The 14577-nt window shown below is 63.3% G+C and carries 14 protein-coding genes; all 14 read right to left on the bottom strand.

Annotated features, from left to right (window positions below; genetic code table 11):
- Window positions 1-22 precede the first annotated feature (22 nt).
- The gene (locus P1T08_02725; GenBank protein MDF1595004.1) at window positions 23-3070 is read right to left on the bottom strand and encodes a glucodextranase DOMON-like domain-containing protein; all 3048 of its coding nucleotides are present in this window, start codon (window positions 3068-3070) and stop codon (window positions 23-25) included.
- Window positions 3071-3105: 35 nt separating this feature from the next.
- On the bottom strand, window positions 3106-4029 hold the full coding sequence (locus P1T08_02720; protein ID MDF1595003.1) for a sugar ABC transporter permease: 924 nt from the start codon (window positions 4027-4029) through the stop codon (window positions 3106-3108).
- Complete coding sequence (gene malF, locus P1T08_02715; protein MDF1595002.1) at window positions 4029-5648, bottom strand: maltose ABC transporter permease MalF; 1620 nt, start codon at window positions 5646-5648, stop codon at window positions 4029-4031. The genes P1T08_02720 and malF overlap by 1 nt, the downstream gene beginning before the upstream one ends.
- Window positions 5649-5655: 7 nt before the next feature.
- Window positions 5656-7002, bottom strand: coding sequence for a maltose ABC transporter substrate-binding protein (locus P1T08_02710; protein ID MDF1595001.1), 1347 nt, complete (start codon window positions 7000-7002; stop codon window positions 5656-5658).
- A 200-nt stretch (window positions 7003-7202) separates the two neighbouring features.
- Window positions 7203-7529: a F0F1 ATP synthase subunit epsilon gene (locus tag P1T08_02705; GenBank protein MDF1595000.1), complete on the bottom strand. Its 327-nt coding sequence runs from the start codon at window positions 7527-7529 to the stop codon at window positions 7203-7205.
- 85 nt (window positions 7530-7614) lie between these two features.
- Window positions 7615-9036, bottom strand: a complete 1422-nt coding sequence (atpD, locus tag P1T08_02700; GenBank protein MDF1594999.1) for a F0F1 ATP synthase subunit beta — start codon at window positions 9034-9036, stop codon at window positions 7615-7617.
- Between the two features lie 14 nt (window positions 9037-9050).
- Window positions 9051-9941, bottom strand: coding sequence for a F0F1 ATP synthase subunit gamma (locus tag P1T08_02695; GenBank protein MDF1594998.1), 891 nt, complete (start codon window positions 9939-9941; stop codon window positions 9051-9053).
- Window positions 9942-9947: 6 nt separating this feature from the next.
- A complete protein-coding gene (atpA, locus tag P1T08_02690) occupies window positions 9948-11465 on the bottom strand; it encodes a F0F1 ATP synthase subunit alpha (GenBank protein MDF1594997.1) in 1518 nt (505 codons plus the stop codon).
- A 10-nt stretch (window positions 11466-11475) separates the two neighbouring features.
- Window positions 11476-12015: an ATP synthase F1 subunit delta gene (gene atpH / locus P1T08_02685; protein MDF1594996.1), complete on the bottom strand. Its 540-nt coding sequence runs from the start codon at window positions 12013-12015 to the stop codon at window positions 11476-11478.
- On the bottom strand, window positions 12016-12576 hold the full coding sequence (gene atpF / locus P1T08_02680) for a F0F1 ATP synthase subunit B (GenBank protein MDF1594995.1): 561 nt from the start codon (window positions 12574-12576) through the stop codon (window positions 12016-12018).
- A gap of 9 nt (window positions 12577-12585) precedes the next feature.
- Window positions 12586-12810, bottom strand: a complete 225-nt coding sequence (gene atpE / locus P1T08_02675) for an ATP synthase F0 subunit C (GenBank protein MDF1594994.1) — start codon at window positions 12808-12810, stop codon at window positions 12586-12588.
- A 14-nt stretch (window positions 12811-12824) separates the two neighbouring features.
- The gene (gene atpB / locus P1T08_02670; GenBank protein MDF1594993.1) at window positions 12825-13640 is read right to left on the bottom strand and encodes a F0F1 ATP synthase subunit A; all 816 of its coding nucleotides are present in this window, start codon (window positions 13638-13640) and stop codon (window positions 12825-12827) included.
- Window positions 13633-14061 (bottom strand): hypothetical protein, encoded by a 429-nt coding sequence (locus P1T08_02665; protein ID MDF1594992.1) that lies wholly within the window; start codon window positions 14059-14061, stop codon window positions 13633-13635. The genes atpB and P1T08_02665 overlap by 8 nt, the downstream gene beginning before the upstream one ends.
- Window positions 14045-14278 carry an AtpZ/AtpI family protein gene (locus P1T08_02660; GenBank protein MDF1594991.1) on the bottom strand — a complete coding sequence of 78 codons (234 nt, stop codon included), beginning with the start codon at window positions 14276-14278 and terminating at the stop codon, window positions 14045-14047. The genes P1T08_02665 and P1T08_02660 overlap by 17 nt, the downstream gene beginning before the upstream one ends.
- Window positions 14279-14577 lie beyond the last annotated feature (299 nt).

The raw sequence follows: 14577 nt of genomic DNA, 5'->3' as shown, positions 1-14577 counted from the left end.
CGAAAACGCAGAGGAACAGGGGTCAGTCGGCGAGGTTGAGCGGAATCGTTCCGAAGTCGCCGGCACCGAGGTCGTCGATCGAGCCGGAGGAGGCCGCCACATACGCCGACAGCCCGTCCTCCTGGACGCCGGCTGCGGGATAGGCAACGTCGATGATCCGGGTGTGGTTGAGGTCGGCCGGTCCCCCACCGAGGACCCACTGCTGTGCGGTGCCCTCGACATCGCGAACCCGCCGCACTCCGGTTGATGGATAACCTTCCTGGCTCAGCACGACGGCCGCGTAGCCCCAGCCGGTGGGATCACCTCCGCCGAACAGCTCGAGGGGGATCCTGGCCACGACCTTGCCCTTGTCCCCGAACGTGGTCACGTTGAACGTAGGGCTGGTTTCCTCCTGGTCCCCCGCCGCGTCGGCGACATAGATCGCCGGTTGCCATCCTTCCAGCGTGATGCCGTACTCCCACCCATCCCCCTCTTCGAGTGAGGCGTTGCGCCCGGGAATCAGCAGCCTCGCCCCGGTTCCCGCCCCCGGATCCTGATCGACGTATACGTCGAAGGTCTGGACCGAGAAGTTCCTGGGAGAACCCCACGGATTCTGAATGGGAGCAACGACCTCGAACGTGAGCACCAGGTCTCCGTTTTCGGTTCCGACCTGAAAGCGGCTGAGGTCGTAGCTCCCCGTCAGGAAGACGACATCGGCCGGATAGGTGTACGACCCGGGACCATGATCATCGCCAACGGGGTCTTCAACGTCGAGAAACACCTGGATATTGGAGATGTCCGGCACCTGAAACGCCATCGGTCCGGCCGCCGGCGACGGGGTCGTGCCCTGTACGAACTTGGCGAGAATCGTGTCGCCCGGTTCGAGCGCACCGAGCGCGCTCAGCGGCACTGCGAACTCGATACCGCCACCTTCGAGAACCGCGCCGGCAACCGGCAGGCAAGGATCCGGAGTAGGTCCGATCGGCGCTTCGACACAGCTCGTCGCACCGTCCCAGCGAAGAACGTGGGTCGCTCCAAAGCCCAGCACCGCTCCCGACTCGGTCACGGGCCTGCTCGAGCCGGACGGCGCGCCCAGGTAGATGTCGAATCGACTACCTGCGCCTACGCCGACGAACAAGTAGAGGTTCTCCTTGTCGAAGGCCCAGTCGATTCCTCCCGGCACCGTGTCGCCGTAGCCTCCCGCCCGGTCCCATGCGTCCTCCCTCGTACCGTCGATCGTCACGGTGAGGAGATCGGCGGGTTGCTGGTCCGCCACCACTGGCAGTTGGGGGATGATCGGGACCTGGATGAAGGTCGGCCGCGCGAGGTCGAGGAGGTCGTAGACCTGCCCGAGCAGCTCACGGTAGGCGCGATCGAAGTAGCCGTCGTCGCCGGATTCCTGGTCGGCGCCGTACCACCAGAACCAGTCGGAGCCTTCGGCGTAGAGCATTGTCTCAAACGCGGCCTCGAGCGCTTCGGCGGCGTAGTCACCGCTTTGCTCGGCCGCTCTGAGATCCCGGCGAACGTCGTAGAGGTAGTCCCAGGCCGTCGCTTCTTCTTTCTCTCCGATCCAGGTGGCGAAGTTCGGCTGGAACCACGCAGCCGGGAACACCTCGTCGATCACCTCGGGTTCGCCGAACCGCTCCAGGTACACGCTCGGCGTGATGGTCTCGATCCAGTCGGTCGTGGTCAGCATGGTGTAGAGCGCGTCGAGGAAATCCTTGCCGTCGTTGGGGTAGTTCTCCCAGGCGTTCTCTCCGTCGAGGATCACCGACACCACGTAGGGCAGGCCGGCGTCGGCGGCGGACTGCATGTCGAGTGAGTCACGGATGTTCTCGAGCCGCTGCAAGAAATCGGCGGCAGCTTCCTGCGGATCGGTTCCCGAATACTCGAAGCCGATCAGATCGGAGAGACGGACATCGCGAAAGAACATGCCAACGTTGGGTGGTCGGTTCGGCTCGGCCGCCCACGGCCGGTAGAGCAGGTCTCCCTGCTCCACCGTTTCATCTGCGTTCCTGGTGAACGAACCGAGGTCGAGGCTCCTGGCCAGCACGTCCTCCCCGGTCGCCACCCACTCGACGCCGTCTTTGGAGAACAAGCCCATCACCAGTTCGGCCACTGATCCCTCACCGGGCCACATGCCGGTAGGCCGGGCCCCGAGGAGCCGTTCCGCTTCGTCGAGGCCCCGGACGATGTGCTGGTCGGCATCGGCGACCTCCCGGAAGCGGTCGTCCGGCAGTAGAGCGGTGGGATCGCCGGCGAGGGCGAGGTCGGTGTCGGCGATGAGCGGCAGGATGGGATGCGCCAGCGGCGTGGTGGTGACCTCGATCACGCCCTCCTTCCACAGACGAGCGTGCAGCGGAATGATCTCCTGGATGATGCGCAGGTGCTCACCGAAGACAACGACCTTGTCTTCCTCGGTGAAATCGCGCTCCCTGGCTACGAGGGCTGCCAGCGGCTCCTCCGCCAGGAAGTCGGGATCGGTCCAGGCCAGGTTGAAGAGCACCTGGAGGTCGAGGAAGTCCTGGCTCGACCATTGTTCCAGGGCACTTTCGCCGGTCGACCCGCCCCGGCTGTCGGCTAACTCTTGAAAGCGTGGGAAGCGAGCGATGATCTGGGGATTGACGTCGAAGAAACGCTCGAGAATGAACGTTTTCTCGTCGTCGCTCAGCGACGATGCCGGCAGTTCGGCCATCGTCCAGTAGATGTCCTTGGCGCCGCCGGCCAGGTCCTCGAGTTGCCGCAGCAGCACCGGGGTCAGGTTGAACGTGACGTTGAGACCTGGGTAGCTCCCGACCATGGCGACCATGTCGTAGTAGTCCTTGGTGGCGTGTAGCCGCACCCACGGCCGGGTATAGACGCCGTTTTCATCCTTGGGATAGAACGGCTGGTGCTGGTGCCACATCAGGTTGACGTACAGGGGTGGTCCGTCGTAGACGGCCGGCATGGTCGTAGTGGCCGCCGGTGGGAGTGACGTGGGGGTGGTGACGGGAGCCGTGGTCGTGGTCGTTTCGTTTGCGGCCCCGGTGCAAGCTGCGGCCACAAGAGCAAGAACCACGATCGGTGCGAAAAGACGGTGCAACGACGGCACGTGCTACCCGCGACTCGCGACCAGCGACCGGCGCCTCATCCCTTGACCGAACCCTGGGTCAGCCCGGACACGATGAACCGCTGCAGGAATAAGAACAGGACGATGACCGGGAGCCCCAGCAGAAGGGCACCCGCGGCGAAGGGTCCCCATCGTTGATTGAACTGGTCGGTCAGGAATCGATAGAGACCCACGGCCATCGTGTAGTTCTTGGAACTGCCTTGACCCAGAACCGCGTCGGCCAGCACGAAGTCGTTGAGCAACATGATGAAGGAGAGGAGAAAGATCACCGCCAGGATGGGCGCGACGAGGGGCAGGATTATCCGGAAGAAGATCTGCGAATGGGTAGCTCCGTCCACCTTGGCGGACTCGTCGAGGTCGACCGGCACCGTGTCGAAGAATCCCTTCATGAGCCATACGTTGACGCCCATTGCTCCGCCTAGATAGATGAGGAGGAGTCCGATCTTGGTACCCAGGCCGACCGCGGGGAACACGCCCTTGATCTGCACCATCATCAGGAAGATCGCCACAAAGGCAAGGAGTTGAGGGAACATCTGAATCAAGAGCACCGTCAGCAGGCCGGTCCGACGACCGCGAAACCGCATCCGCGAGAAGGCGTAGGCGGCAAACGCCGCCAGCAAGACCTGCAGTGCCGCGGCGCCGCCGGCGATCAACATCGTGTTCCTGTACCAGTAGGCGTAGTCCGTTTCTTCGAACAACTCCCTGTAGTTGTCGAGGGTCACGTTGCTGGGAATCAAGGTCTGCGACTGGAGCGACCCGAGGGGGTTGAACGAGGCAGAGATGATCCAGATCACCGGAAACAGAGCAAAGACGAGCGCCAGCCATGCCACGAGATGACGCCAGCCGGTGTTTCGGAACCACCTGACGAACGAGGACTGCTGCCCCGGCCGTTGCAGCTCAGCGGTGGTGTTCTGTTCGACTCGGGTGCTGTCGACAACCATCAGGCAAGGTCCTCCAGAGCGCGGGTACGGCGGAAACTAAGGGCCGAGATAGTGGCGACCATGATGAAGATCATGATGGCTATAGCCGAGGCGAAACCGAAGTCCGACCCACTCCCGGCTTCAAAGGCCAGCCGGTAGGTGTAGCTGATCAAGATGTCGGTATGTCCGGCCGGAGTTTGAGCGCCGGCAATCGGCGGACCGCCGCCGTTGAGGAGGTAGATGATGTTGAAGTTGTTGAAGTTGAATGCGAAGGAGGCGATCAGCAGCGGGGCCACGGAAACCAGCAATAGCGGGAAGGTGATTCGGCGAAACGCCTGGCGCGGCGTCGCTCCGTCGACGAAGGCAGCTTCCTTGAGATCTTCGGGGATCGCCTGCAATGCCCCCGTCGTGATCAGGAACATGTAGGGGAAGCCGAGCCAGAGGTTGACGAGGAGAACGGAGAGCTTGGCCATCCAGGGGTCACGCAACCAGGGGATGTTTGTGCTGAGTACATCGTTGACGACCCCGTACTCCTGGTTGAGCATCCCGGCCCACACGAGGGCGGTCAGGAATGCCGGAAGTGCATACGGGAAGATCAGGAACGAGCGGTAGATCTTCTTACCGCGCATGGTTGGATGGTTGAGCGTCATAGCCAGCCCAAGTCCGACCACGAATGTGAACAGGACGCTGAGAAGTGCAAACGCATAGTTCCACAGAAAGACCCGAACGAACGGTCCGCGAATGGCCTGGGAGGTGAAGATACGACTGAAGTTCTTCCAGCCGATGTTTGCCACCCAACCCGGGGTGAGTTTCTCGCCGGTGCTGCTGACGAAGTTGCCCTCGACCGGCGTGTAGGTGATGCCCGTCTCGATATTGGTCACCGTGTCGGAGGCTTCGTCATATTGGAATACGGCCTCATAGAGAGCTGCGCTGGTGGCGGTGACGACCCGGATGACCCCCTGTTCGGTCGGGATCTCGAATTCGCTCTGCAACTCGTCTTGCCGATCGGCCAGATCGCGCAACGCAAGTGCTGAGTAGCCGTCGACTTCCGTCACCTTGCCGGCGTCGTCGAGCACGATGTCACCGGGATCCTGGAGGCCTTCGGGGGTTCCAAGGAACTGATTGCCTGCGTCGTCGGTCAGGAGGAGAGCAAACTCGCCCGTACCTCCGTCCGCTGCCAGAACGTTGGCCTGGTAGCGGGTAGCACCGGGCACGTTGGATACCCGAGTAGAGATACTGTCGAGCACCTGCTCCTTGGTGAGCACGTTCCCGGTGCCGTAGTTGGTGAATGCGATGTAGCCCGAGTACACGACCGGGACCACCTGGAAGATGAGAGCAAAGATCGTCCCGGGAATCAGATACTTGAGGGGAATTGCCCGTCTCGTCAGGTAGGCGATATCGAGGAGCAATGTCGCTCCAACGACAACGATCAGACCGGCCCACCAACGCGCCGTCCAAATGGTGGGAATCGATGCCAGTGCGATCGCGTTGACCGCCGCCAGGAACAGCAGCTTGAGGATCGTGCCACCGGATAGCGAGAGCCGGGAGGATCGCTCCTCCCGGCTCACCGGAGAACCGGCAGGGTCGGACGGGCCCGAAAGCCCGGTCTCCTCAACCCTGCCCGGTTCGCCTTGCTTCACGGACTGATCAACCTGCGGCGATCAGCGTTCGGATCTGCGCGGCCGCGTCGGTGAACGCTGCGATGGGATCCCCACCAGTCAGGATGAGTTCGTACGCATCCGTCCAGGCGGTCCAGACAGATCCCATCTCAGGGATAGCAGGCATGGGATAGCCGTTCTGGCCCGAGAGGCCGAAGCCCTGAATCGCCTGGTTATCTGCCGACACCTCGGCGAATGCGCCGAGATGAGCGGGCGGACGGGGATCAGCCTGGAACAGCGCCACCTGAGCCTCCTGCGTCGACATGAAGTCGAGTACGAAGGTCTGGGCAAAGATCGGGTTCTCTGCGAACGCCGAAATCATGAAGCCTTGCACGCCGATGAACGGCTGCGGTTCGCCGCCGGCCGCCGGCGGGATCGGCTCCACCACGTAATTAACGCCCTCGAAGCTGGGCAACGCCCATGGACCGGTGATGGCGAAGGGCGCGGTGCCGTTGCCGAAGCTTTCGGTCATGATGTCGTAGGTGACGTCGACGTTGATCAGGCCGGAGGCGGCATAGTCGCTGAACGCCTGGGCGGCGGCGAGGCCACCTTCGCTGTCGATGCCCACGTCCTCAGGGTTGTAGCTGCCGTCGGCGTTGACGCCGAACACATAGCCACCGTAGGAGGTGACCAGCGGGTAGTTGTGATACGGATCGCCGTTACCGTTTTCTTGCAGCGCCAGCGGGACTTCTACGTCACCGGCCGCGAAGAGGGCCAGGGCGACCTCGGCCAGTTCTTCGAACGTCGCCGGAGCATCCGGGACGAGGTCGACATTGCGGACCAGCGCAATGTTCTCGACTGAGGTAGGCAGGCCGTAGATCTGACCCTCATAGTTGAATGCCTGGATCGAGGCCTCACTGAACTGATCTGCGACGGCGCTCACGTCTAGGGGAGCGACAACACCGCTGTCGACGAGCTGGCCAAGCCAGTCGTGGGCTCCGATGATGATGTCGGGACCCTCACCGGCCGGACCGGCGACAATCAGACGGTCGCGGATTTGGCCGGAGCCGACTTCCTGCACGGCAACGGTCAGGCCGTTGTCTGCGCCGAACTGCTCGGCGAACGGCGTGATCGCAGGAGCACGGGTATCGTCGGCCCAGATCACCAGGTCGGCGTCGGCCCGGACAACCGGCGGCAGCGTCGTTGTGGTCGTCCCGCCGGTATCGGCGAGTGTCGTGGTGGTTTCCGGAGCGGCCTCTGTTGTGGTCGTCGCCGGAGCAGCTGTAGTACTAGGGGCTGCCACTCCCTCGGTCGTCTCGGTCGTGTCGCTGCCACATGCGGCGACAATCAACGAGAAGGCCAGGATGAGCCCCAGAAGGGCTTTCCAGTTCTTCATCAGATTCCTTCTTTCGGTAGAACCGGCCGTCGCGGATGTGAAGCTGTTTCCCAGCGTGCGATAGCCGGCAAAGACACGATTTGATGCTAGATAGATTTTGGGCCACCCGACAAGACGCGAAGACCTAAAAAGGTCGCCGACCAGCCTCCGAAACCGATCACCTCATCGCAGAGACGAGGATCACGCGACCCGCGACGCTCCTACTCGGCGCCTTCTTCGAGTTGGCGCAGCCCTTCGGCCACTTTTCTGGCCGCGTCGGCGTCGCCCTTGGCGAGTTCGGCCCGGTCGGTGAGCAAGGTCACCTGATTGTTGAGAATCTGGAGGAATCCGCCGTGCACGCCGATGGTGACGGTTTCAGCTCCCGACTCGATCTTCACCGCCCCGGTGGCCAGCGCCGCCATGACCGGCTCATGATCGGCCATGATGCCGATCTCGCCTTCGGTGGTCCGCGCCACGACGAAGGTCGCTTCTCCGGACCAAACGGTGGCCTCGGGCGACACAACATCAACGTTGAAGGGCTTAGCCATCAGCGCACCCCCAAAACCACGTTTTCGCGCGGGGATCCCACCCTATTTGGGGTGATTCCCGCGCGAAAACGGAAAAGAGGGGACACTAGACGCCCACCGCTTCGATTTCTTTCGCTCTGGCGATGACGTCGTCCATGCCGCCGACCATGTAGAAGGCCTGCTCGGGGTACTGATCCATGGAACCATCCAGGATGGCCTTGAACGAGCGGATCGTCTCCTCGATGGGCGTGTACACACCGGCCTGGCCGGTGAACTGCTCGGCGACGAACATCGGCTGGGCCAGGAACTTCTGAATACGCCGGGCCCGGCTCACGATCAGCTTGTCCTCTTCGGACAACTCGTCGATGCCGAGAATGGCGATGATGTCCTGGAGGTCCTTGTACCGCTGGAGCACCTGCTGGACCGATGTGGCGACCTCATAGTGCTCGTCGCCAACGATCAGCGGGTCGAGGGCCCGGGAGCTCGAGTCGAGCGGGTCCACCGCCGGGTAGATGCCCAGTGCGGTCAACGGACGGGACAGCACAGTGGTGGCGTCGAGGTGAGCGAAGGCCGTATGCGGAGCCGGGTCGGTGATGTCGTCCGCCGGCACGTAGATGGCCTGGAGCGACGTGATCGAACGGCCGCGCAGCGAGGTGATGCGCTCCTGGAGCACACCCATCTCGCCGGCCAGGGTCGGCTGGTAGCCCACCGCAGACGGCATCCGGCCGAGCAGAGTGGACACCTCGGAACCCGCCTGAGTGAACCGGAAGATGTTGTCGATGAACAGCAGCACGTCCTGGTTCTGGACGTCCCGAAAGTACTCCGCCATAGTCAGCGCCGAGAGCGCCACCCGGAGCCGCACGCCGGGCGGTTCGTCCATCTGACCGAACACCAGCGCAGCCTTCTCGATGACGCCGGAATCCTGCATCTCCAGGAAGAGGTCGTTGCCTTCACGGGTGCGTTCGCCGACCCCGGCAAACACGGACACACCACCGTGCTGGGTAGCCACCCGGTTGATCATCTCCTGGATGAGCACGGTCTTGCCGACGCCGGCCCCGCCGAACAGGCCGATCTTGCCACCCTGGAGGTACGGGCAGAGGAGGTCGAGCACCTTGATACCGGTCTCGAACACCGTCTTCTGCGGTTCGACATCCTCGAAGGCCGGGGCGGCGCGGTGAATCGGCCAGCTCTCGCCGTCCTCGATGCTGTCGACGTCGAGGGGTTGACCCCACATGTTGAAGATGTGGCCGAGGGTGCGGTCGCCGACCGGAACCGAGATCGGCCCTCCGGTGTTACGGACCTCGGTGCCGCGCACCAGACCATCGGTCGGTGCCATGGCAACGGCCCTGACCCGGTTGCCGCCGAGATGCTGAGCGGTTTCGGCGATAACCATGCTGGTCACGCCGTCCACGGTCAGATCGACCTCCAACGCGAAGTTGATCTCCGGAAGCCGGTCGGGCGGGAATTCCACGTCGATCACCGGTCCGGCGACCTTCGTGATACGTCCGATGCTTGTTGCTTCTGCCACGATTCCGTGCTCCTTTATGACGTCTGGGGGGCGAGCGCCTCGGCGCCGCCGACGATCTCAGAGATCTCCGTGGTGATCTCAGCCTGCCGTGCCCTGTTGGCGATTCTGGTGAGGATGCGAATGAGTTCGTCGGCGTTCTCGGTGGCCGCCTTCATGGCCCGCCGCCGCGCAGAGTGCTCCGAGGCCGACGCTTCCAGCAGCATGCTGAACACGGTCGATTCCACATAGCGGGGCAGCAACCGATCGAGAATGGCGGCCGGCGACGGCTCGTAGGCATAGTCCACCGCGGCGGCGGCCTCGCCACCCTCGGCCCCTTCCGGAGCCACGATGGGCAGCAGTTGGAACTGGAGTGCCACCTGGGTCATCGGCGACTTGTACTGGGTGTAAAAAGCGTCAACTGAGTCGACGTTCTGGGATGCATACGCATCCATCAAGATGTTGGCGATCGCCCTGGCATCACCGTAGCCGGGCGTGTCGGTCACGCCCAGGAAAGTGCGCTCGATGTGATACTTGCGGTAGTTGAAGTAGCTCTGCGCCTTCTTCCCCACCACGAACAGCCGTGCCGGCGTTCCAGACTTCTCCAGGGCGATGATGTGGCGTTCGGCTTCCCGGATGATCGTCGAGGCATACGCTCCGGCCAGGCCGCGATCCGACGAGACGATCAGCACACCCGCGTTTCGCACCTCGCGCCGTTCGAGCAGCATGTGCGACGAGCCCCCGGAGGCGCCGGACACGTTGCGGATGACCTCGACCAGCTTGGCCGAGTAGGGCTTGGAGGCTGCCACCCGGGCGGTCGCTTTCGGGATCCTCGATGCGGCGATGAGCTCCATCGCCCGCGTGATCTTCATCGTCGACTGGACGGACTTGATCCGCCGTCGCGTATCCCGGAGTTCGGCGCTGGCCACCGGTCGCTACCCCTCGATCTCGTAGATGTCTTTGAACTCGGAGATAGCCGCCACGAGGGTCTCCTCGTCCGGAAGTGCGCCGGTCTCACGGATGGTGTCGAGCATCTGACCGTGGCGGGCTCGCATGTGGTCCATCAGCGCCGACTCGAACTCCTCAACGTGTTCGGTGGGGATCGAATCCATGTGGCCTTCGGTCACCGCGTAGATCGACACGATCTGCTCTTCGACCGGCATCGGCTCGAATTGACCCTGCTTGAGCACCTCGACCACCCGGCGGCCCCGCTCCAACTGGGCGAGTGAGGCGGCGTCGAGCTCAGAGCCGAACTCGGCGAACGCTTCGAGTTCGCGGAACTGGGCGAGGTTGAGGCGCAACGGACCGGCTACCTTCTTCATGCCCTTGACCTGGGCGTTGCCGCCCACCCGGGACACCGAGATACCGGCGTTGATGGCGGGGCGCAGACCCGAGTAGAACAGGTCGGCTTCCAGGAAGATCTGTCCATCGGTGATCGAGATGACGTTGGTCGGGATGTAGGCAGACACATCGCCGGCCTTCGTCTCGACGATCGGCAGGCCGGTCAACGACCCGCCCCCCAGCTCATCTGAGAGCTTGGCGCAGCGTTCGAGTAGACGGCTGTGCAGGTAGAAAACGTCACCCGGATAGGCCTCACGGCCGGGCGGACGGCGCAGCAACAAGGAGATCTCGCGGTAGGCAACGGCCTGCTTCGACAGGTCGTCGAAGATGATCAGGGCGTGCTCCCCCTTGTACATCCAGTACTGACCGATGGCCGAGCCGGCGTACGGTGCGTACATCTGCAGAGCGGCCGGCATGGCCGCCGAGGCGTTGACCACCACCGTGTACTCCATGGCCCCGTGCGACTCGAGGGCGTCGACCACCTCTGCGACGGTCGAGCTCTTCTGCCCGATGGCCACGTAGATGCACTTTACGCCCAGGCCCTTCTGATTGATGATCGTGTCGACGGCGATGGCGGTCTTGCCCGTCTGGCGGTCGCCGATGATCAGCTCGCGCTGGCCGCGCCCGATCGGGGTCATCGCGTCGATGGCCTTGATGCCGGTCTGGAGCGGCTGGACCACGGGCTGGCGCTCGACCACGGATGGCGCTTGCGTCTCCAGCAGGCGGCTGGACGACGCGTTGACCGGACCTTTACCGTCGAGCGGGTTGCCGAGCGGGTCGACGACCCTCCCGAGTAGTTCGTCACCGACCGGTACGGACAGCACCTTGCCGGTTTGGCGGACCGGGGAGCCTTCTTCGATGTGGTTCGATTCACCCATGAGCACCACACCGAGGTCGTGTTCATCGACGTTGAGGGCGACCCCCTGGAGTCCGCCCTGGAACTCCAGCAGTTCGGAGGCCATTGCGTTGGGCAGGCCCTTGACCCGGGCAACACCGTCGGCGATGGAGGAGACGTAGCCGACGGTCTCCTGGGTAATGGTCGGCTCCCACCCCTCGAGGTTCCTGCGGAGGGAAGCCGTGATGTCTTCCGGATTGATGGTCATCTCTGGCATCGGTGACTCCTTAGCGGCTCTGTAGCGTGTCTCGCAGCGTGTCGAGACGGCTGCGAACCGAGCCGTCGATCACGGTGTCGCCGACGCGGGCGACGATGCCGCCGAGAACCTTCGGGTCCACGACGACTTTGACTTCGACCTGTTTTCCGGTCACTTTGGCGAGCGCCGACTCGAGACGGGCAATCGTCTCTGCGTCGAGCTCAACGGCCGACCGCACCTCTGCTATCGCCCGGTGCCGTTCGGCGGCCGCCCTGGCAACGAACCCGTCGACGATCTCAGGCAGCTCGGAGGCGTGACCGGCGCCGACGATGAACCCGACGAGGGACACGGTCAGCTCAGACGCCCTGGCACCAAGGAGGTCGTCGATGACGCCCTGCTTGCGCTCCTGCGGGAGGCGAGGATCGGTGAGCGCTTCCCGCAGCTCGTTGGAGCTCTCGAAGGTTCGGGCGATTCTGAAGAGTTCGCGCTCGACTCGTTCGAGTTCACCCTCACCGCGGGCGATCTCGAAGACCGCCGACGCGTAGCCCTGGATGCGGTCTTCAGCGGCCATCTACTCGGTCATCCTGTCCAGGTCGGCTAGGTACCGTTCGACTAGACCCAGCTGGACGCTGCGGTCGAGGTTCTCCCCGACCACCCGCTCGGCGAGGTCGATCGACAGGTTGGCAACCTCGACCCGGGCAGAGGCAAGGGCACGATCGCGCTCGGTGGCGGCATCCTGGCGGGCCTTGGTGGTGATGTGCTCGGCTTCAGTTTGAGCCTTGGCGACGATATCGACCTTCATGGCTTCGGCGGCCGACCGGGCTTCGTTGATGATCCCGGCGGCCTCGCCCTTGGCATCGGCGAGCTGCTTGCGATAGTCGTCGAGGAGGCTGTGTGCTTCGGCTTTGGTGGCCTCGGCGTCCTCCATCTGGCCCTTGATGGCCCGCTGACGGTCCTCGAGCATCTTGTCGATGGCCGGGAACGCCCATTTCCAGACGAAGAAGAAGACGATGGCGAAGGCGATGATGCCGGCGACCAGTTCATACGGGTCGGGCAGGACAAGGCCAACGTTCGAGGTCTCTTCTGCTTCTTCGGCGGCCAGGACCAGCACCGTGGACAGTGCGTACAACACGGTGACCTCCTAGGCGATGAAGAAGAGCACGAACCCGATCAGGGCCAGCGCCTCCGTGAATGCGATACCGAGGAACATGGTGGTACGCACGGTGCCGGCCATCTCAGGCTGACGCGCCATGGCGGTGATGGCATTGCCAACCACGATGCCGATGCCGATGCCAGGTCCGATGGCGGCGAGACCGTACCCCATCAGGGCAAGTCCTCCTTTGAGGACCTCTATTGATCCTTCCATTTCCCTTCTCCTCCTTAGTGCTCTGGGTGAACTGAAGACTGAATGTAGACGGCGGATAACAGCGTGAAGATGTAGGCCTGCAGAACCGCCACGACGATCTCGAACAGGTAGATACCGAGGCCGAAAGCGAACCAGGCGACGCCCACCAGGCTCTTGGCGCCGGCATCGGCGAAGTTCCAGATGAAGATGGCGCCGGAACCGAGCAGCAGGGTCAACATGAGGTGGCCGGCCACCAGGTTGGCGAAGAGCCGCACCGCCAGGGTGAGCGGCCGCAAAATGAAGGTCGAAAACAACTCGATGACGCCGACCAGCCAGCGCAACCCGATGGGAACCGACTTGGGCCAAATGATGTCGGTGAGGTAGCGGAAGCCGTTCTTCTTGAAACCGACGAACACGAAGATCACATAAGTGACGATGGCCAAAAAGGCGGGGATCGCCATCCGGGAGGTGATCGGGAAGTTGACCAGCGGGGTGACCTCAAAGAGGTTGCCGACCAGCAGGAACAGGAACATGGCGGTCAGGTAGGGGGCGTACTTGACGCCATCCGGTCCGATGATGTCTTCCGCCACATCCTTCCGCACGAACTGGACGAGGCTCTCGACGACGGCCTGAAACTTGGAAGGGACCACGCTTCCTTTGCGGAGCCCGAAGTAGAGAATGGCCAGCACAATGAAGGCGGCCAGGAAGATCAGGAGAATGGTTCGGGTGATGGCGAGCTCGCCGATGTGGAAGATGGTGGGGAGCTCGAAGAGCTCTTTGACGTCGGCAGGGGCGCAGATCACCTCGTTGGCGACATCGCATTCACTAGCCAGGATCAGTTGGTCAACCATGGTCTCCTCGTCGCTTCCCCGCGAGTGCTCTCACTTCTAAAACCAATAGTGCAAGATAGGCCACAACGACCGTAACTCCCAATGTCATACGGTCGACGGGCAAGATGTTGGCGAGAAGATACATCGTCGCCGCGATCAGGCCCAATCGAGCGATGAAACCAAGGAGCGCGGCCGCATAGTAGGCGGCGAACGAGATCCGCGCCGCCATGGACAGGAACACTCCGGTGATGAGGTAGTAGCCCACCACGATGGCGACCCCCAGGGCGGCAGACCAGGCGCCGTCCCATCCCCTGACCAGCCAGAAGACGGCTACCAAGATGGGACCGACGACGATTGTGCGACGCACCGTGCTCTTGGCCAGGTCGAGTTCGACCGGCCGTTGCTCGGCTACGTAGGTCTCGGCGTCACTTCTCTCGAACATCGTCGTCCTTGGTCGCCAGTGTCCACATGCGATAGAAACCGCTGACCGACCCGGCGATGATGCCGATCACGATGAACCACGGGTCGGTGTCGAGCCAGAAGTCCAGCAACCATCCAAGCAGCCACCCGGCCAAAATGGACCCGAGGAAGCTTCCCCCCTCGACCCACCCATCGTTGATGGCCCCGGTGACGACCTGGTGTGGATTGTCACGCTTCATGGTCGCGAGTTCCTAGTCGCGAGTCGCGAGTTTCTAGTCGCGAGTCGCGAGTTTCTAGTCGCGAGTGGTGGGCCGTCACTGCGCACCACCGCGTTTCCTCCCCCACGGCACGTGGGGGAGATGCCGAGTCCTCGAGGCAGAGGGGGCCGACCGACCCGATCCTCGGTCCCCCCGCAGGGGGGAAGGTCCCTGCGCCGAAGCAAAGCGAAGGCGGAAGTAGGGGGGCACGACCCGCAGAGAGAGCCACCCGGACCTCGGTCCCCCCGCAGGGGGGAAGGTCCCTGCGCCGAAGCAAAGCG

This window comes from Acidimicrobiia bacterium (assembly GCA_029210695.1).
GTDB lineage: Bacteria > Actinomycetota > Acidimicrobiia > Spongiisociales > JAHEDJ01 > JAHEDJ01.
The sequence above is the reverse complement of the archived record's forward strand: the minus strand, read 5'-3'. Positions and strand labels throughout refer to the sequence as shown.

Bases quoted from the DNA above. Each gene is read 5' to 3' on its own strand.
- P1T08_02720 (MDF1595003.1), bottom strand. From the start codon at position 4,029: ATGGTTGTCGACAGCACCCGAGTCGAACAGAACACCACCGCTGAGCTG.
- P1T08_02705 (MDF1595000.1), bottom strand. From the start codon at position 7,529: ATGGCTAAGCCCTTCAACGTTGATGTTGTGTCGCCCGAGGCCACCGTT.
- atpH (MDF1594996.1), bottom strand. From the start codon at position 12,015: ATGGCCGCTGAAGACCGCATCCAGGGCTACGCGTCGGCGGTCTTCGAG.
- atpE (MDF1594994.1), bottom strand. From the start codon at position 12,810: ATGGAAGGATCAATAGAGGTCCTCAAAGGAGGACTTGCCCTGATGGGG.
- P1T08_02665 (MDF1594992.1), bottom strand. From the start codon at position 14,061: ATGTTCGAGAGAAGTGACGCCGAGACCTACGTAGCCGAGCAACGGCCG.
- P1T08_02660 (MDF1594991.1), bottom strand. From the start codon at position 14,278: ATGAAGCGTGACAATCCACACCAGGTCGTCACCGGGGCCATCAACGAT.
- atpB (MDF1594993.1), bottom strand. From the start codon at position 13,640: ATGGTTGACCAACTGATCCTGGCTAGTGAATGCGATGTCGCCAACGAG.
- atpA (MDF1594997.1), bottom strand. From the start codon at position 11,465: ATGCCAGAGATGACCATCAATCCGGAAGACATCACGGCTTCCCTCCGC.
- P1T08_02710 (MDF1595001.1), bottom strand. From the start codon at position 7,002: ATGAAGAACTGGAAAGCCCTTCTGGGGCTCATCCTGGCCTTCTCGTTG.